Genomic DNA, 17,805 nt, shown 5'->3' on the forward strand with positions numbered 1-17,805 from the left:
CCGAACACAGCAGTTAAGCTCTTCCGCGTAGACGATACTTGGACGGTCGCGTCCTGGAAAATTATTTCAATGCCGGCTTATTTTGGGCCATTAGCTCAGTTGGTTAGAGCAACCGGCTCATAACCGGTTGGTCTGGGGTTCGAGTCCCTAATGGCCCACCATTTTAGGGGTATAGCTCAGTTGGTAGAGCAGCGGTCTCCAAAACCGCGTGCCGAGGGTTCAAATCCTTCTGCCCCTGCCAAATGCGCCTTTAACTCAGCTGGATAGAGTAACTGCCTTCTAAGCAGTAAGCCATTGGTTCGAGTCCAATAAGGCGCACCATTTTATTTTATGGTGGGTGTAGCTCAGTTGGTTAGAGCGTCGGATTGTGGTCCCGAAGGTCGTGGGTTCGACTCCCATCTCCCACCCCATCATGCACTGACAAAATAGATGACAGTGCCGTAAAGCCCGTAGATACGGGCTTTTTTCGTGTTTTGAGGGCGAAAAAAAGAGATAAAAAACCATAGATGCTTTTGGGCGATTTTGGGCAACTTTGAGGGATCGAACCGACACAAAATAAAATAAAAAGAAAATGGAAGCAGATTTGAGAAAGAAAAACTCAAGTCTGCCTTTTTTGTATATGTAGAAAAAATAAAGCCGTTTTTGTTGCTTATCCACAAGAGGAAAAGCAAAATCAAGAACGGCTTTTTTTAATGTCTGAAAGAAGGGATGCAGAATGTGGAAGTAAGAAATAATAAAAAAATGAAATTTGGAGGGAAATAAATTTGGTATACAATGAAAAAAAGGTAGAACTGCTTCGGCAGAGATATCCAAAAGGCACAAGAATATGCCTTGACAGTATGGAAAACGATCCGTTTCCAATACCGCCAGGCTCTAAAGGAACAGTAGATTTTATAGATGACGCAGGAAATCTAATAATGAAATGGGACAGCGGAGGTTCACTGTCGCTGATACCCGGAGAGGATAAATTTCATACAATAAGTCAGGAAGGGACAGAAGAAATAAATATTAAGGAAAGGATTAAGGCATTTGACAAAGCGAATTCTCCGTTATATATCGTTGATCACGATGACGGCAGGTTCAGTCTGTGCCTTCAGCTTAAGGAATACGGTCAGGAGGCTTTTAATGCTTATGCAGAAGAGATAGGCGATCCTGTTACGGAGGATGGACAATTCTATACACATGGAAACGGATATGAGTGGGAAACAGTATTTCGCAGAGCCTTTGCAGATGAACCGAATCTAAGTAAGATTTATTTTGACTGTGAGGCAGGCGGATTTTTCTGTTATGCAGACAGTCTGTCGCTAATGGAGGACTTAGGGAGTCGATTCAAGGCTATGATAGACGATACTGAAGGCTTTGCCAATCTTGTGTCATCGGCGCTCAAAGAAGCCAATCAGGATCAAATTGAAGAAATAACGGAAGAAGTACAAATGGATATGTCAATGTAAGCGGTTAGGTCAAAAAAGACTTAACCGCTTTTTGGTACCTAAAAGCAGAAAGGAGAAGATATGAATGATTCGTGTGTTTGAAGCATTTGCGGGAATCGGAGGATTCCGAAGCGGATTGGAAAGAGTAGGAGGATTTAAAATAGTAGGATGGTGTGAAATTGATAAGTTTGCGCAAAAGGCTTACAGAATATTGTTTGATACGGGAAAAGAGGAATTTTATGAGGACATCACAAAAATCGATTACAGAACAATGCCGGATTTTGACTTGCTCGTTGGAGGCCCGCCATGCCAAAGCTGGTCATATGCAGGACTCAGAAAAGGGTTTGAGGACGACAGAGGAAATATGTTCCTCGAATATATTAGAATCCTTGAAGCCAAAAAACCCAAGTATTTTGTGGCTGAGAATGTTGCCGGACTGCTTAGTCATTCGGAGGGGAGAAGCTACGGAATCATCCTTGAAAAGATTTGCGAATTGGGGTATAGCGTGTGCTGGCGTGTGCTTAACAGCGCAAATTTCGGAGTTGCCCAAGACAGGAAAAGAGTGTATCTTGTGGGATATCTTGGAGAAAGAAGCCCCATCGAAATATTGGCTTTCGGAGAAAGCGGCAATGAAGATAGCGATGAAAGCAGAGAACAAGCAGCTCTTAAACAGTTAATAGGAGGAAGTCAGGGAACAAGAGTATATGATGCTGAAGGACTGGCGTCAACTCAATGCAGCGGATCGGGAGGAATGGGAGGAAAAACAGGATTATACCTGATAGATATGAATCCGCCACCGAAGCTGACAGAAAAGGCAAGATGTATAACAACACGTCAGGACAGCGGAGTAAGTAAAAGAAAGGCAGAGCATTCAGCAGTATTTGTGGATTTGAATGAAAACCCTGAGATAACTGATAAGGCAAGGTGTCTGCATACACGGTATGATTTGGGAGTTACCAACGGTAAACATAAGGGAGAGCGTTCGGGAATATTGGTTGAAGAAGAACCGAGAGCGATAATAAATCCGTTTAAGGAGAAAACCCGTCAAAACGGCAGAAGAATAAAAGAGCCGAATGAACCGATGTTTACGCTTACAGTTACAGATAGGCACGGTATAGTTCATAGAGGAAGAATAAGAAGATTAATGCCGTTGGAATGCTGGCGTCTGCAGGCGTTTACGGATGAACAATTCCGTAAGGTTCAGGAATCCGGAATGTCTGACGCACAGTTGTACAAGTTAGCCGGAAATGCAGTAACGGTAAATGTTATTGAGGCGATAGGAAGAAATCTGCTTGAATTTGATAAGGAGGAGTCATAATGCCGAATCATGTAACTAACATAATAGAATTAAATGGTGGTAGGATGGAAATAAAAAATTTATTGGAAACAATAAAAAATGATGAAATAGGATTGGGATCAATAGATTTTGAAAAGATAATTCCGATGCCCGATAATATCTGCCGTGGAGATCTGGGTTCAAAAGAACGGGAACTATACGGTCAAAATAATTGGTATGACTGGTCGCTAGCAAATTGGGGAACAAAGTGGAATGCCTACGGATATGATGAAATTAAGAATAACAATCCAAAAGAAAAAATCACTTTTTTAACGGCATGGGCAGCGCCGCATCCGATAATGGAAAAGCTTGCGGAAATGTATCCGGAAGTAAATATACAACATGAATGGGCGGACGAGGATATAGGAATGAACTGCGGGAGATACTGCATACCCAAAGGATTGTATTGTTATCATCTACGCCAATCAGACGACGGAGAAAGGTTTGCTGCGCTTGAAAATATAGTTGCAGTGAATCATGGGGGTTCAGTAATAACAAAAGAACATATAAAGCTGGGCGAGAAAGGGTATATATCATTAAATGAAGATATCGAACCAAATTTTTTAGGAGAAACAACCACAATAAAAGAATATTTTCAAGATAATGCAGAACTTAGTGAAGATATGGGAATGGAGATGAGTCAGATATGACAATAACAAGGATAGAAGCCCGGCAGCTGAGAAATATGGAAAACCGTGAGGGATTGGTTATACAGGGCTGTGGAGGTGATCTTCAGGAATGGGTTGACGGAATAAATGAAATGCTGACAGAAGCGGATATTTTGAAAAACGGAAGTAGGTTTGAAAAATGCTATGTATTTAAAAATGAAAACTTAACATGCATGCTGTTTCCGTTTGAAGATGTGCAGCTTGATATAGGAAAGCTTGCAATGTGGAGATTGCAGACGCATGATCAGTTCGGAGGTAAATGGCTATCGGATTATGTACCGAACAGACTTGGAGGGTTTATTTCAGAACAGAAAAAGCCTGAATGTCAACTAATAGGTCAAAACGGGAATGTATTTAATCTCATGGGGATCGCATCAAAAACGCTGAAAGAAAATGATATGGCAGATGAGGCAAAGGAAATGTGTGAACGTATAACCTCCTCAGGCAGCTATGACGAGGCGCTATGCATAATAAGTGAATATGTAGAAATAACATCAATAGATGAATATGAAGAAGAAACAGAAGAAATGGGAATGGAGATGATGTAAATGGTATACTTATTTATAGGAATGGTGATAGGAGGTACGGCAGGATTGTTTACAGGCTGTCTGCTGACAACAGCCAAAGAAGCCGACAAGGAGATAAAACTGTTCATTTACTTCCTTTCTGCATTTGCCGACCGCAGAAAAGTTTATACAATAAAAAAAGCCGCTTTGCCAGCAGCAGATTTTATTCTGCAGTCGGCAAAACATGGGTAGGAGGAAAGAAAGCATTAAGAGAAGCAGTGCTTGCAAGATTTCCTCCGTTTTATGAAAGGTATATTGAGGTATTCGGAGGCGCAGGTTGGGTATTATTCCATAAACCGCCCGGAATGGATTTTGAGGTAATAAATGATTACAATTCAAATCTCGCCAATCTGTACCGCTGTGTGAGAGATAAACCTGATAAGCTGAAATACAAACTGAGATATGTTCTCAATTCAAGGGAGGATTTCAATTGGATATCAAGCTTACATAAAAACGGATTGTTTACACGCTTCTATGATGTAGACAGAGCTGCAAAGTTCTATCAGTTGATAAGATATAGCTATGCAAGCAGTTTAGACAGCTTTGGAAGTCAGCCGCATTCAATGTGGTCGGATTTTCCGCAGATAGATATGGCAAGTAGACGATTACAGAAGGTAGTGATAGAAAACCGAGATTTTGAAAAGCTGATAAGGCAGTATGACCGTCCCGTCAGCTTTTTTTATTGTGATCCTCCGTATTTTGCAACGGAGAATTACTATAAGGATGTAGGGTTTAAAACAGCGGATCATGTAAGGCTGCGTGACAGTCTGTTGGATATAAAGGGAAAATTCCTTGTGTCCTACAATGACTGTCCTGAGATACGGGAGATATGGGATAAACCGAATATACAAATTGAAGAAATAAGCAGACTGAACAATCTGGCACAGAGATATGAGGGCGGCTGTATGTATGAGGAGTTATTTATATCAAATTACGATATGAGTGAGAGAAGGAATATGATAAAACAGTTCTCACTTTTTGATGAAGAAAACGGAGGTTTAAGTATATGAAAGAAAAGAATGAAATTACAGGGTATGCAGAGGTTGAAAACGGAATGATTCATATACCGAAGGTATATATGCCGGAGGGAGTGAAGCTGAAATTCAGATTAGAACTGGACGGAGAATTTGAAATAGCGCTTTTTCTTGATAAGGCTGAAGATGAGGACAACTGAAACGGAGTGTTAGGATATGAACGATATAAAGGTGTTTGAAAACATTGAATTCGGTAAGTTAGAGGTATTGTGGGAAAATGGAAAAGCATATTTTCCTGCTAAGAGATGTGCAGAAATACTGGGATATTCTAATCCGCATGAAGCAGTACGCAGACATTGTAAGGGGTGCGTGAAACGCTCACTCCTAACAAACGGAGGGAAACAAGAGAAAAAATTTATTTCAGAAGGAGATTTATATCGTCTGATAGTAAGATCAAAATTGGAATCTGCACAACGATTTGAATCATTTGTTTTTGATGAGGTGCTTCCGACAATACGCAAATACGGAATGTATGCCAATGCGGAAGTCCTTGAAAAAATGATATGTTCGCCTGAAAATGTGATACAGATATGTACAATGCTTGTGAATGAGCAGAAGAAAAATAAGAAGCTTGAAGCTGATAATGCCAAGCTTGCCGAAAAGTGCGGTTATCTTGATAAGATACTGCAAAGTAAAAATGCAATACCCGTAACAGTAATAGCTAAAGATTACGGAATGTCGGCACAGGTGTTCAATGATCTGCTTCATTTTCTGGGGATTCAGTATAAGCTGAAAAGCGGAACATGGGTATTGTATCAGAAGTATGCAGACTGCGGATATACAAAGTCAAAGACATATCAATATGACGAGGATAAGACAACTGTCCATACATATTGGACTCAGTCGGGAAGAATATTTCTGTATAATTATTTAAAGAAATATGGGTATCTGCCTGTGTGTGAACGGCAGTCATGAAAATGTAAAGGAGAAATTGAATATGAAAGTAAAAGCAACGATCAACAGAATAACGGATAAGCCTGAATCAACGGTAAAGGCATATGCAAGCGTATCATTTGACGGAGCATTTGCAGTACATGGGATCAAGGTGTGTGAAAATGAAAAGGGGAGATTTGTATCAATGCCGTCTATGCCGTATAAGGACAGAAACGGAGAAACCAAATACAGCGATACATTTCACCCGATATCCAAGGGAGCAAGGGAAGCTCTGAATCAATCAGTGCTGAATGCATACGATTTCGAGCTTCAGCAGATACAGGCAACGGAAATAGAGATAGACCGGTCTCAGGAGGAAGCAGAGGAAATTGAGGAATATCCCGAACCGGAGTTAGGAATGTGATAAAATGAATGTTTTGATAGGAGTAAAAATCCGCTCGCCGTGCAGTAAATAATCGTGAAAAAATAAGTTTAAGTGAGCAGACCAATGGTGAGAATCGTTAGTCTTTTTTAATTTGAAGGAGGAAAAAAGTATGAAAAAACAAATGACAAGAATATTATCAATAATGATGACGATCGTAATGATATTTACAATGATGCCGTTAACGGTCTTTGCAGAAGAAACAAAGGTACAGATAGTAAATGCATATGAGCTTGCGACCAAAAGCAAAATGACCATAGGAGACGGATATACGCTGAATGCGGAGGATTATTGGTGCATTATTCATACATCAGACAGCATGAGGGCAGTGTACTGTATTGAACCGGGAAAGCATGTTTTAAGCGGAGATATGTATAATGAAAATGCAGCCGAGAATTATCTTAACAAGGTAAAAAACAAGACGCTGTCCACTTAGGAAATCCAATCGACTCTAAGACGAACCTTTCTGTACGCATATACGGGAAAGCTTGATACGGCGGAATCATATATGAAATATACTGCAACTCAATTGCTTGTATGGGAGGTTATCGTAGGACAGAGAGATATGAACTTCAAGCGTGTAAGCAACGGATATACATCGGTTGAAAAGATGTTAAATAATTTCCGTAATGATTATGCAGGACAGCAGGTAAGCAATTATTATTACGACTATGAAACAAAAATACAGAAAGATAAAAAATCAGTATCCTTTGCAAAGATTTCAAAGGAATCGGCGAAAGCCTCGGCAGTAAAAGCAGGAGCAGACGGAACATATACATTCAAGGATAAGAACAAGCAGCTTAAAAACTTTGATGTGACCGTTAATAACGGAAGTGTTGTATCAAAGTCGGGAAACAGTCTGAAAGTCAAAGCAGATGACGGAAAAACAGCAGTTGTAACATTAACGCAGAATAACCTGAGCGATTCAGGAGAGTTTACCGGATTTCTGACATTGACAAGCAATTCAAAGCAGACGCTAGCCAAACTGAAAGCAGGAAAAAGAAAATATTATGCGGCTGTCAAAGGACTTGAAAACGGTAATTTAGAGATTATCAAGACTTCCGAGGACGGAATTGTTGCAAATATAGAATTTACGGTAACGGGAAACGGTAAAACATACAATGTAAAGACAGACAGTAACGGAAAGATAAAAATCCCAAATTTGACAGCAGGAGAGTACACAGTAACTGAAAAAGTTCCTGTTCGATATGAAAAACAGAAGTCGCAGAAGGTAAAGGTACAGGCAGGCAAGACAGCTTCCGTTTCATTTTCAAATACTCTTAAAAAAGGAGCAATAAAGATAAACAAACAGTCTGAGGACGATGAAGTAGGAAACCGAACATTTGAAATCAAGGGGAACGGCAAGACATATACAATTAATACAAACAGTAACGGAATTGCCGTACTCTCGGATATTCCCGTGTATGACAAGGATAATAATAAAATCACCTATACGATAAGCGAGAAAAATGTTCCTATAAAATACGTAGTTCCCGCAAATCAGACAGCAACCCTTACAGCAGACGCCACAACAGACAAGACATTTAAAAATGTGCTTAAAAAGTTTACGGCAGAGGTAATAAAGAAGGACAGCGAATATGACTCAGCACAGGGTGACGGAAGTCTTGCAGGAGCCGTTTACGGTATTTACAAAGGTGATGAGCTTGTAGATACGTATACTACCGATGAGAAAGGATACTTTAAAACCAAGGAATATGTTTGCGGAGATAATTGGACTATCCGTGAAGTTTCACCGTCTGAGGGATATTTACTAGATGAAACAGTATACTCTGTTGGTGCAGAAGCCAATAATTATACGGTTGAAAAGAATACTGTAAAAATGACAGTAAAAGAGGACGTTATCAAGGGCAAGATTTCAATTATAAAGCACAGCGATGACGGTACAACGCAAATAGAAACTCCCGAAGAAGGAGCGGAATTTGAGGTATATCTGAAATCCGCAGGCTCTTTTGAGGCGGCAAAGGAAAGTGAAAAGGATCATCTTGTATGCGATAAAAACGGATTTGACGAAACCAAGCTTCTCCCATACGGTATTTACATTGTTCATCAGACTAAGGGCTGGGAAAACACCGAATGGATGAAAGATTTTGAAGTTGTCATCAGCGAGAATGAAAAGAATTACTTCTACCTTATAAACGACGCCGTTTTGACTTCACTTGTGAAAATAGTGAAAAAAGACGCTGAAACGGGCAATATTATTCCGGTTTCAAGTATCGGATTCAAAGTGTGGGACTGTCAGAATGAATGCTATGTAGAGCAGACGATCAACTATCCGACGCAGATCACAATAGACACATACTATACAGACGAAAGCGGATCGCTTATGATGCCAAGCGAGCTTGTTTACGGAAATTACGAGCTTCACGAGGTACAGACGGCTAACGGATATGTTCTTGACGAAACTCCTGTTCCATTTGCAATTGACGGTCAGGAAGAAGTAATTACGGTAGAAAAATTCAATACTGCTCAAAAGGGCAGAATAAGCGTACAGAAAACAGGTGATATATTTACAAGAGTAAATAAGGCTTCATCAGCATATACAGACGAGGACGGAAATCTGATTGAAAATCCTACGACATATACTCCGGTGTTTGAAACGGGAAATCTTGCAGGGGCAGTATTTCAGGTGATAGCATCTGAGGACATCATAACAGCAGACGGTACTGTAAGAGCAAAGGCAGGAGATGTAGTTGCAGAACTTATCACTGATGAAAACGGCTATGCCGAAACAGACTTGTTGTATCTGGGCAAGTACGAAGTTAAGGAAATTACCGCTCCTAACGGATATGTGCTTAATTCTAAATCACAGTTTATTGAACTTGTCTATGCAGGACAGGAAATAGAAGTAAGAGATACAGTAAATGCGGCGTTTGTCAACGATTATCAAAGGGTTGAAATCAGTCTTGAAAAGATTTTAGAACAAGACGAAACCTTCGGAATCGGAACAAATGAAGAATACAAAAGTGTCAGATTCGGTTTATTTGCAGAGGAAGAAATAACTGCGGCTAACGGCAGTACGATTCCTGCAAACGGTCTAATATCTGAAATCAGTCTTGATGAAAACATGAAAGCGGTATTTTCGGTAAAGCTTCCGTTTGCAAAGTATTATGTTCGGGAAATTTTCACAGATGAGCATTATATTCTCGGCGATGAAAAGTATTCTTTTGATTTTAAGTACAGTGAAGAAGCAGAAACAGTAATTATCGACTGCGGAGAGTTTGAAAACAAGCTTAAAAGAGGAACAGTAAAGGGACTGAAACTAGACGAGAATAATGAACCTCTTGAAAACGCAGTGTTCGGACTTTTTAAACCCGACTGTACAGAGTTTACAGAAGAAAACGCATTAATGACAGCCAAGTCAGATGACAAGGGCTGTTTTTGTTTTGCCGATATTCCGTTCGGAGAGTTTGCAGTAAGAGTGATAAAAGCTCCGACAGGATATATTTTGTCTGATAAGGTGTATCAGGTGAACATAACCGAGGACGGTCAGACTGTAGAAATAACAGCAGAAAACAAGCCGATAACCGTTGAGTTTTCAAAGAGAGATACCGAGGGCAATGAGCTTAAAGGAGCTAAGCTTCAGATAGTTGATGAAAAAGGTAATGTAATAGAGGAATGGATTTCAGACGGTACAAATCATATTGTTAAAAAGCTTAAGGCAGGGAAATATGTGCTTACCGAAACCGCAGCTCCGGACGGTTATGAGATAGCCACAGATATCAGCTTCGAGGTCTTTGAGGACGGTACTGTCAAGGCAGGAAATACAGAAACAGTTGCTGTATCTAAAGACGGAAATCCGCTGATAGTTATGGTAGACGAAGCGGAAGAAAAGCAGATAACCCCTCAGACAGGAGATAACCGCAGTAAGCTTCCGGGGATCATACTGACAGGAACAGGACTTTCAATACTTGTAATACTGATATTAAAGAGCAGAAAAAAGAACGGAGGAAAAGATGAAAAGTAAGCTATTGAAAATAGCGGCTGCTGTTTCGGCTGCCGCTTTAATTGCAGGAGGGATATATTTTCTGTTTTATGATGATCTGGCACAGAAAATAAGCTATGAAAAGCTAAAGCCGTTTATGCCCGATATTACTGTTCTGAATGTTTCTCCAACTGAGCAAATCGAGGAAGATGAAAAAAAGGAATTGAATGAACAGGTTCAGGAACTGAATCAGAGCTATGATGACTCAATAGGATGGATATATATTCCCGATACAAATATCAATTATCCGATAATGCAGGCGGAGGATAATGAATATTATCTCCACAGGTCATATGACGGTAATTATTTGTATTCAGGTTCGGTTTTTCTCGATTGGCGATGTAATTCGGATTTTTCGGGAGATGTGAATATGCTGTACGGTCACAATATGCAAAACGGAAGTATGTTTGCGGATGTTCTCAACTTTTTGAACGAGGATTACTTTGACAGTCATAAATACGGCTGGCTAACAACTGAGGACAGCGTATACAGAGTAGAATTCTTTTCGGTTTCACAGCCACAGAGTTACAGCGGAGTATACAATGTTCAGAGGGCAGGAGATATGTGGCTTAAAAAGCTCAAGAGTTTCAATGTGATAGACAGAGAAATAAAAATCGAAGATGATGATTGTATGATCTCGCTTTCTACCTGTACAAATTCTGAAGGAAGTTCAAGAACTGTTCTGACGGGTAAATTGATTGAAGTTTAACGGAGGGATGTATATGAAAAAGAAGAAAGTACTTATATTTATAATTACAGCAGCAGTAATGGCGGTGTTGTGCAGTATTACAGTGTTTGCGGACGGAGAGGTAGCAAACGCAGTAAGCAATACATGGACTAAGGCAAGAGGACAGATAAAATCGATCGTAAACGATGTAGTGTTTCCTGTAATAGATGTTGTTCTGGCAATACTATTGTTTGTTAAAATATCTACAAGCTACATGGACTACCGCAAGCATGGACAATTTGAATGGGCTGCTCCGGCGATTTTGTTCGGCTGCCTTATATTCTCCCTGACAGCTCCTTTGTATATTTGGTCTATAGTGGGAATGTAATAAAAGAACAGGTTTGAGGCTGAATATTTGTTGGATATTGGTATAGCTATTTTTGAAACTATTTGATATATTGTGTTGCGGAGGTGAGGCAATGGACATAGCGGGCGAGCTGTACAATAAGTATGCAGACGAAATCTCAATGGAGGCGGTGAGTAATGAAAGATATCTGAGGTTAAAGAGAACGCTCAAAAATATATCCGACGAGTTTGAAAAGCTTGATGAAGAAATAAAGGAAACTGTCGACGGGTATATTGATATAATCTCACGGGAAAATGATATCTATTCGAAAGCCGCATTCCATATGGGATTCAGGCTCGGACTCAGAATCCAAAAGGAAATGAAAGAATAACAGGGAAAAGCAGTCTTCGGACTGCTTTTTCAATTGGGGGTGATGAAATGCGGTATATACCATATAGCGAGGAGGAAAAACAGCTTGCCAACAGTGTTAATTTAGAACGGTTTCTTCAAACGAGGGGTGAAAAGCTTGAAAAAGCAGGACGGGAATACAAGCTGGTATATTACGACGGCAGCGGAAAGCATGACAGCATAACGATAAACGGCTCGGCTTGGTTCGACCACAAAAATCAGGTAGGCGGCGGAGCAATCAAATTCATGCGCCATTTTTACGGTATGGATTTTCAGACGGCTGTTCAGGAACTGTTAGGGCAGACGGTAACTCCGTTGTCCCACAGTCCGCCGAAAGCTATCGCAAAGGAAGAAAAGAAAGAATTCAGACTTCCCGAAGCCAATCCGAATATGCACAGGGTCTACGCCTACCTTATAAAACAGAGATTTATTGCACCCGAAATCATAACTCATTTTGCAAAACAGCACACGCTGTATGAGGATAAGGAGCATCACAATGCGGTGTTTGTGGGCATGGATGAAAACGGTGTTCCCCGTCAGGCACATAAGCGTTCCACAAATTCATACGGAAAAACATTCAGAATAACCTGTGAGGGTTCGGATACAAAGTACAGCTTTGCTCACTTCGGTGAATCCGAAAAGCTGTTTGTGTTTGAAGCGCCGATAGATATGTTAAGTTATCTCACTATCTATCCGCAGGATTGGCAGAAGCACAGCTACATCGCCATGAACGGAGTGTATGAAAATGCTGTTTTAACGGCGCTTGAAAATCATTCATGGCTGAAAGAAATTGTACTATGTACCGATAACGATGAGGGAGGAATTGACGCAGCCCAAAGACTGACGGATATTCTGAAAGAACACGGGTATGAAAACATTTCAAGGTTTTGTCCGCTTTTCAAGGACTGGAATGAAGATTTGAAAGCACAAAACGGAGAAGCGCCTCTTCCTGCCGTTTTTCACCGAAGAAAAGAGCTGTATTATGAAACGGTATCGGAGTTAAAGTATTTTAAATGCAGTCCTGACAGGTTGATTGACAGGTTATCAAAAACAATCCGAAACGGACAATATCATTATCTTGCCGAGTATGCACTTGCAGGCTCGGCATTTTTTATAGGGAGAAAAGATGAGGAATCCATGTTTGAAAGACTGAGAGCAAAGCTGTCGGACGAATACAGAGCGTATTCGGATAAAGGCAAGCTGTATTCTAAAGAAGATAACCTAAAGAGAATGTACCAATCAGTTATGAAAGATTTAAGATATACTCAGGCAAGAACAAAGGAACAGGTTATTCAGACTGCAAAATCACTGTATGAACTGGCAGACTGTGCAGTCAGGTGCGAGGTTGAACAGAAACTGTCCTCTCCTCAGGTAACACAGGAAGAAACGCCTCAGATGAAAGAACCGTCTAAGGCACTCTGTATGGAGTATGGGTGATTTAAAAGATGGAGGTGTAAAAAATGACGCAGACGCAGCTGATCGGCATTATTGTAATGTCGGTCATATTTATTTTACTTGCGGTACTGATATACTGTTCAAACAATTATTCACTAAACGGAATCAAGAAAAAAACCGTAGGACAGGGGCAATATGGGACTGCCCGTTTTTCAACGAAAGCCGAGGTCAAAAAGACATACACGCAAATACCCTTTGATGTGGAAAACTGGCGTCGGGGAAAAAATCTGCCATCTGTTCAGGGTACTGTAGTAGGATGTAAAACCAAAGGAAAACAAACCTATGCTTTAATTGACGAGGGGGATGTTCATACCCTTATGGTAGGTGCAGCGGGAGTAGGCAAAACAGCTTTTTTTCTTTATCCGAATATTGAACTGTCTCTTGCAAGCGGCATGAGTTTTCTCAATACAGATTGCAAAGGCGACGTAGTGAGAAACTACGGAACGATAGCAAAAAAGTATTACGGCTACAATGTTTCGGTTATCGATCTTAGAAATCCTACACGCTCTGATGAAAATAATATGCTTCATCTGGTCAACAAATATATGGACATTTACAAGTCGGATAAGACTAATTTGCAGGCAAAAGCAAAAGCGGAGAAGTATGCAAAGATAACAGCCAAAACCATAATAAATATAGGCGGCGGAGATTACTCCTCGATGGGACAAAATGCGTTTTTCTACGACGCTTCTGAAGGATTATTGGCTTCACTCATTTTGTTAATAGCTGAATTTGGCGAGAAAAATGAAAGGCATATAGTGTCGGTTTTTAAAATGATTCAGGATTTATTAACGCCAATAGCCGAAGAAAAGAAGGCAGAGAAAAAAGGACAGGCAAAGCCTAAAAACGGATTTAAAATTCTTATGGAAAAGCTCCCTGACGAACATAAAGCCAAATGGCTTGCAGGTTCTGCACTGTTTGCGGCAGATCAGGCGATGATGTCGATAATATCGACTGCATTGTCAAGGCTCAACAGCTTTATAGATTCGGAGCTTGAACAGATACTGTGCTTCGGTATGGCAATTGACGCCGAGAAGTTCTGCAATGAAAAGTCGGCGATATTTATTGTGCTTCCCGAAGAAGACATCAGTAAATATTTTATGGTATCGCTGATAATTCAGCAGCTGTACCGTGAGATTTTAGTAATTGCAGATGAAAACGGAGGCAAGCTGAAAAATAGGGTAATGTTTTACTGCGATGAGTTCGGCAGCTTTCCTAAGATAGAGGGAGCAGAGGCAATGTTTTCAGCAAGCCGTTCCCGAAGAATCAGCATTGTAGCAATTATTCAGTCCTTTGCACAGCTTGACAAAAACTACGGCATAGAAGGTCAGGAGATAATAACCGACAACACTCAGCTGACTATATTCGGAGGCTTTGCCCCGAACAGTCAGAGTGCGGAGGTTCTGTCAAAGGCACTTGGAGAGCAGACAGTACTAAGCGGTTCTGTATCGCACGGCAGGGATAAATCACAATCCCTGCAGATGATAGGCAGACCGTTAATGACGCCTGATGAGTTGAAATCCATGCCGAAAGGACAGTTTATTGTTATGAAAACGGGAACGCATCCCATGATATCGCCTTTAAAGCTGTATTTTAAATGGGGCATTGAGTTTGAAGAACCGTATATACTTGAAGATAAGGGTGCAAGGAAGGTCACATATATGAGTAAAGACGGATTAATGCGAGAGGTTGAGATGAAGTATCCGCAGAAGAAAAAAATACTGCCTGTGGAGTTTGATGTGGAATTTGATGAAGAACTGCCGAAAAGGAGAAAGCGGCTTAAAACAGGAGGTGTATAGTGTTTGAGATTTTCAAGGGAGATCTACGAGTACGGATTGCCTCACAGGGCAGTGACGGTATATATGTATCTTTCCAACCGTGCCGGAAAAAAGAAAGAGTGTTTCCCGTCGGTGAAAACCATTGCCGAGGATCTCAGAATGTCAAGATCAACGGTGTTTCGTGCTTTTAATGATCTGGAAACCGCAGGACTTATTGAGCGTGAGGAAAGGTACAGAATAAGCGGAGGACGAAGCTCCACTCTTTATAGGGTTAAAGGTTGAAAAAACAGCGGTTTTGTGGTATAATCAGTAATATAAAAAATAAGAGGTGTAAAGGTGATAAGAAGATTTGAGGAAAAGGATATATCTTCTGTTATGCAAATTTGGTTGGATTCAAATTTAGAGGCACATTCATTTATAGAGGAAAGCTATTGGAAAAACAAATATGAAGCTGTTGAAAAAATGATATTAAAAGCAGAAATATATGTTTATGAGGATAGCGATGGTATAAACGGGTTTGTCGGATTGATAGACAATTATATTGCCGGAGTATTTGTAAGAAAGGGAAAACGCTCAAAGGGAATAGGAAAACAGCTTATTGATTTTGTTAAGTGTCAGTACAATAACCTGACGTTAGATGTTTTTGTCAAAAATACCAGAGCAGTAGATTTCTATATAAGAGAGGGATTTCAAATTCAACGCAAAAGTATTAATTATGATACACAGGAAGAAGAATATACCATGTGCTGTAAAGTTAAAATTAAGGAGTAAAAGGAATGTCAAACAAGTACAATTTAGACCGAGAAACCTATAGAGCAATAAAAAAGATGGACAGAGTGCAGCTTGAAAAAATACTGACCGATGTATATACATCAGGCAAAGAGGACGCAGAATCGGGATATATAGATTTAAGCGAGCTTAAAGCAGCCATCGGACAGATAAAGGGAATAGGAGAAAACAGACTCAACGAAATAATGGATGTTATTCAGAACTTTGTTGATAATGCGGAGAAAAAAGAGGATTAATATGAATGATGTTAACAGATGCGGCTGGTGTCAGGATAACGGAATGATGCAGAAGTATCATGATGAAGAATGGGGAGTACCGCTGCATGACGATAAAAAGCAGTTTGAGTTTTTGATGTTGGAAGCGATGCAGTGCGGACTCAGCTGGTCGCTTATGTTAAAGAAAAGACAAACTTTCAGACAGTGCTTTGATGATTTCGATTATGAAAAGATCGCCTTGTACAATGAAGAAAAAATCGCAGAAATAATGAATATACCCGACATGATAAAGTCTGAAAGGAAGATAAGAGCAGTAATTCATAATGCGAAAATGTTCCTAAAAATCATTGAAGAATACGGCTCCTTTGATAAATATCTGTGGGGTTTTACAGATAACAAAACAATAATCTATGATTCTCACAGGGATGGACAGCTTCCTGCAAAGAATGAATTATCCGATGAAATAAGCAGAGACCTGAAAAAAAGAGGATTTAAATATCTGGGTTCGATAACCGTCTATTCGCATCTGCAGGCATGCGGAATAATAAACGATCATGAGGAAAAATGCTTCAGGTATAAGGAGCTTAAAGAAAAAAATGATATAAACCGCTGATTTTTTATCGGCGGTTTTTTATATGGGAGGAAAAAATGAAAAAGAGAAAAGCCGAACGGTGTAAAAGCTACAGAAGAACAAAAAAGTATTATATAACGATCCATAGCTGTGAGCGTTACGGAAAGCTGAAAAATCATCAGTCCATTGGGACTGATTTTTTTACGGAAAGAAAAAAGGAGGCGGTATAAATGTTTGACTGGATAGGAGATGCGTTAAGCTGGGTAGGAGATAAGATATCGGGAGCGGTATCAAGCGTAGGCTCGGCAATTTCCGAAGCGGTATGGGATATAATGCTTGAATGGCTGTTTAAAACAATTTACGGAGCGGTTGCAGACTTCTTCGGAATGATAAACGGTATGGCGGCGGAAATATTTGAACTGAATTGGGTAAATGCATTTTTAAGTTTGTTTTCGTCATTCGGATGGGCGCTGTTCGTGGCAGGACTGGCAGTAGCAGTGTTCGATACTGCGATAGAATACCAGTCGGGCAGGGTAAATATACAAAGTACCTGTCTGAATATTCTGAAAGGTTTTATGGCAGTAAGCCTGTTTACAAAGCTTCCTGTTGCCCTGTATAAGTTCTGCATAACCTTACAGACCACATTTTCAGATGACTTGATAAGTTCATTTACAGGTTCGGTAAGAGGCAATCTGGGAGATACCGCAAATGTAGTTATTCGCACTGTGTCTGACAGCTTTTTTACAGACAACACTGCTGTTTCTGGGACTGCTTACATGGCAGACAAATATGCTTTTGGGACTTGGAATAATGCTTTCGGCAAGTGAAGTTCCGAGAATAGCACAGCAGTTCGGATTGGACACAAGCATAAGATTTAATATGGTAAGTGTTTCAAGTACGGTTAATACAGCTATGCGTGCAGGAAAATTTGTTACATCAAAATTTGCATAGGAGGTTTTTATGAAAACATATATATATCCGCAGAATCTGAAAGCGGCTTCAAGACTGTGGCTGTGGAGCATAAAGGATTTTCTGATAATATGTATAGGACTGATATTATCGGTTGTGATATTAACGCAGATATGGTCGTTTATACCATTTGGAATAACGGCAATGTTTGCGTTTTTGTCTATACGCATGGAGGAAACAACGATAATGGATTATATATTCTGTGCGTTTAAATTTTTTGTGACATCACAGCAGCTATATTATTGGAGGTAAAGG

Annotated in this window: 24 protein-coding genes and 4 tRNA genes; all 28 read left to right on the forward strand. The window is 40.1% G+C overall.

Features of this window, described 5'->3' with window-relative positions; translation table 11 throughout:
- Positions 1 to 84 precede the first annotated feature (84 nt).
- The 28 genes from OCV67_RS11290 (at position 85) to OCV67_RS11425 (ending at position 17,802) form a co-directional block, all read left to right on the forward strand.
- A tRNA-Ile gene (locus tag OCV67_RS11290) sits at positions 85 to 161 on the forward strand.
- Between the two features lie 4 nt (positions 162 to 165).
- Positions 166 to 241, forward strand: a tRNA-Trp gene (locus OCV67_RS11295).
- Positions 242 to 244: 3 nt separating this feature from the next.
- Positions 245 to 321: transfer RNA gene (locus tag OCV67_RS11300), tRNA-Arg, on the forward strand.
- Between the two features lie 12 nt (positions 322 to 333).
- Positions 334 to 410: transfer RNA gene (locus OCV67_RS11305), tRNA-His, on the forward strand.
- Positions 411 to 764: 354 nt separating this feature from the next.
- Positions 765 to 1,451 (forward strand): Imm51 family immunity protein, encoded by a 687-nt coding sequence (locus tag OCV67_RS11310; protein WP_178085113.1) that lies wholly within the window; start codon positions 765 to 767, stop codon positions 1,449 to 1,451.
- Between the two features lie 64 nt (positions 1,452 to 1,515).
- Entirely contained in the window at positions 1,516 to 2,748 is a 1,233-nt protein-coding gene (dcm, locus tag OCV67_RS11315; RefSeq protein WP_147644077.1) for a DNA (cytosine-5-)-methyltransferase, read from the forward strand.
- Complete coding sequence (locus OCV67_RS11320; RefSeq protein ID WP_147644078.1) at positions 2,748 to 3,416, forward strand: LPD28 domain-containing protein; 669 nt, start codon at positions 2,748 to 2,750, stop codon at positions 3,414 to 3,416. Before dcm ends, OCV67_RS11320 begins: the two co-directional genes overlap by 1 nt.
- Positions 3,413 to 3,982 (forward strand): hypothetical protein, encoded by a 570-nt coding sequence (locus tag OCV67_RS11325; RefSeq protein ID WP_147644079.1) that lies wholly within the window; start codon positions 3,413 to 3,415, stop codon positions 3,980 to 3,982. The genes OCV67_RS11320 and OCV67_RS11325 overlap by 4 nt, the downstream gene beginning before the upstream one ends.
- Positions 3,983 to 4,192, forward strand: coding sequence for a DUF3789 domain-containing protein (locus OCV67_RS11330; RefSeq protein WP_147644080.1), 210 nt, complete (start codon positions 3,983 to 3,985; stop codon positions 4,190 to 4,192).
- Between the two features lie 26 nt (positions 4,193 to 4,218).
- On the forward strand, positions 4,219 to 5,010 hold the full coding sequence (locus tag OCV67_RS11335; RefSeq protein WP_262644574.1) for a DNA adenine methylase: 792 nt from the start codon (positions 4,219 to 4,221) through the stop codon (positions 5,008 to 5,010).
- The gene (locus tag OCV67_RS11340) at positions 5,007 to 5,174 is read left to right on the forward strand and encodes a hypothetical protein (protein ID WP_178085114.1); all 168 of its coding nucleotides are present in this window, start codon (positions 5,007 to 5,009) and stop codon (positions 5,172 to 5,174) included. The genes OCV67_RS11335 and OCV67_RS11340 overlap by 4 nt, the downstream gene beginning before the upstream one ends.
- A gap of 16 nt (positions 5,175 to 5,190) precedes the next feature.
- On the forward strand, positions 5,191 to 5,949 hold the full coding sequence (locus OCV67_RS11345; protein WP_147644082.1) for a phage antirepressor KilAC domain-containing protein: 759 nt from the start codon (positions 5,191 to 5,193) through the stop codon (positions 5,947 to 5,949).
- A gap of 22 nt (positions 5,950 to 5,971) precedes the next feature.
- A complete protein-coding gene (locus tag OCV67_RS11350; protein ID WP_147644083.1) occupies positions 5,972 to 6,331 on the forward strand; it encodes a SpoVG family protein in 360 nt (119 codons plus the stop codon).
- A gap of 130 nt (positions 6,332 to 6,461) precedes the next feature.
- Positions 6,462 to 6,785, forward strand: coding sequence for a hypothetical protein (locus OCV67_RS11355; protein WP_147644084.1), 324 nt, complete (start codon positions 6,462 to 6,464; stop codon positions 6,783 to 6,785).
- A gap of 72 nt (positions 6,786 to 6,857) precedes the next feature.
- Entirely contained in the window at positions 6,858 to 10,334 is a 3,477-nt protein-coding gene (locus OCV67_RS11360; protein ID WP_147644085.1) for an MSCRAMM family protein, read from the forward strand.
- Positions 10,324 to 11,061, forward strand: a complete 738-nt coding sequence (gene srtB / locus OCV67_RS11365) for a class B sortase (RefSeq protein WP_147644086.1) — start codon at positions 10,324 to 10,326, stop codon at positions 11,059 to 11,061. The genes OCV67_RS11360 and srtB overlap by 11 nt, the downstream gene beginning before the upstream one ends.
- A 13-nt stretch (positions 11,062 to 11,074) precedes the next feature.
- Positions 11,075 to 11,407 carry a DUF3852 domain-containing protein gene (locus OCV67_RS11370; protein ID WP_147644087.1) on the forward strand — a complete coding sequence of 111 codons (333 nt, stop codon included), beginning with the start codon at positions 11,075 to 11,077 and terminating at the stop codon, positions 11,405 to 11,407.
- A 91-nt stretch (positions 11,408 to 11,498) separates the two neighbouring features.
- Positions 11,499 to 11,756 (forward strand): DUF6809 family protein, encoded by a 258-nt coding sequence (locus OCV67_RS11375; protein ID WP_147644088.1) that lies wholly within the window; start codon positions 11,499 to 11,501, stop codon positions 11,754 to 11,756.
- 47 nt (positions 11,757 to 11,803) lie between these two features.
- Complete coding sequence (locus tag OCV67_RS11380) at positions 11,804 to 13,210, forward strand: DUF3991 and toprim domain-containing protein (protein ID WP_147644089.1); 1,407 nt, start codon at positions 11,804 to 11,806, stop codon at positions 13,208 to 13,210.
- Between the two features lie 23 nt (positions 13,211 to 13,233).
- The gene (locus tag OCV67_RS11385) at positions 13,234 to 15,027 is read left to right on the forward strand and encodes a type IV secretory system conjugative DNA transfer family protein (RefSeq protein ID WP_147644090.1); all 1,794 of its coding nucleotides are present in this window, start codon (positions 13,234 to 13,236) and stop codon (positions 15,025 to 15,027) included.
- 3 nt (positions 15,028 to 15,030) lie between these two features.
- Entirely contained in the window at positions 15,031 to 15,288 is a 258-nt protein-coding gene (locus OCV67_RS11390; protein WP_147644091.1) for a helix-turn-helix domain-containing protein, read from the forward strand.
- Between the two features lie 54 nt (positions 15,289 to 15,342).
- Positions 15,343 to 15,777, forward strand: a complete 435-nt coding sequence (locus OCV67_RS11395; RefSeq protein WP_147644092.1) for an N-acetyltransferase — start codon at positions 15,343 to 15,345, stop codon at positions 15,775 to 15,777.
- A 5-nt stretch (positions 15,778 to 15,782) separates the two neighbouring features.
- Positions 15,783 to 16,031, forward strand: coding sequence for a hypothetical protein (locus OCV67_RS11400; protein ID WP_147644093.1), 249 nt, complete (start codon positions 15,783 to 15,785; stop codon positions 16,029 to 16,031).
- A gap of 1 nt (position 16,032) precedes the next feature.
- Positions 16,033 to 16,623 carry a DNA-3-methyladenine glycosylase I gene (locus tag OCV67_RS11405; RefSeq protein WP_147644094.1) on the forward strand — a complete coding sequence of 197 codons (591 nt, stop codon included), beginning with the start codon at positions 16,033 to 16,035 and terminating at the stop codon, positions 16,621 to 16,623.
- A 35-nt stretch (positions 16,624 to 16,658) separates the two neighbouring features.
- Entirely contained in the window at positions 16,659 to 16,811 is a 153-nt protein-coding gene (locus OCV67_RS11410) for a hypothetical protein (RefSeq protein ID WP_178085115.1), read from the forward strand.
- Positions 16,812 to 17,408: a conjugal transfer protein TrbL family protein gene (locus OCV67_RS11415; protein ID WP_262644580.1), complete on the forward strand. Its 597-nt coding sequence runs from the start codon at positions 16,812 to 16,814 to the stop codon at positions 17,406 to 17,408. It begins immediately after the preceding gene.
- Complete coding sequence (locus OCV67_RS11420) at positions 17,350 to 17,532, forward strand: conjugal transfer protein TrbL family protein (RefSeq protein WP_262644588.1); 183 nt, start codon at positions 17,350 to 17,352, stop codon at positions 17,530 to 17,532. The genes OCV67_RS11415 and OCV67_RS11420 overlap by 59 nt, the downstream gene beginning before the upstream one ends.
- Positions 17,533 to 17,541: 9 nt before the next feature.
- Positions 17,542 to 17,802, forward strand: a complete 261-nt coding sequence (locus tag OCV67_RS11425; RefSeq protein WP_147644095.1) for a hypothetical protein — start codon at positions 17,542 to 17,544, stop codon at positions 17,800 to 17,802.
- Positions 17,803 to 17,805: the final 3 nt, after the last annotated feature.

Origin of the sequence: Porcipelethomonas ammoniilytica, from assembly GCF_025567485.1 — a bacterium.
In the GTDB taxonomy this organism is placed as follows: Bacteria; Bacillota; Clostridia; order Oscillospirales; family Ruminococcaceae; genus Porcipelethomonas; species Porcipelethomonas ammoniilytica.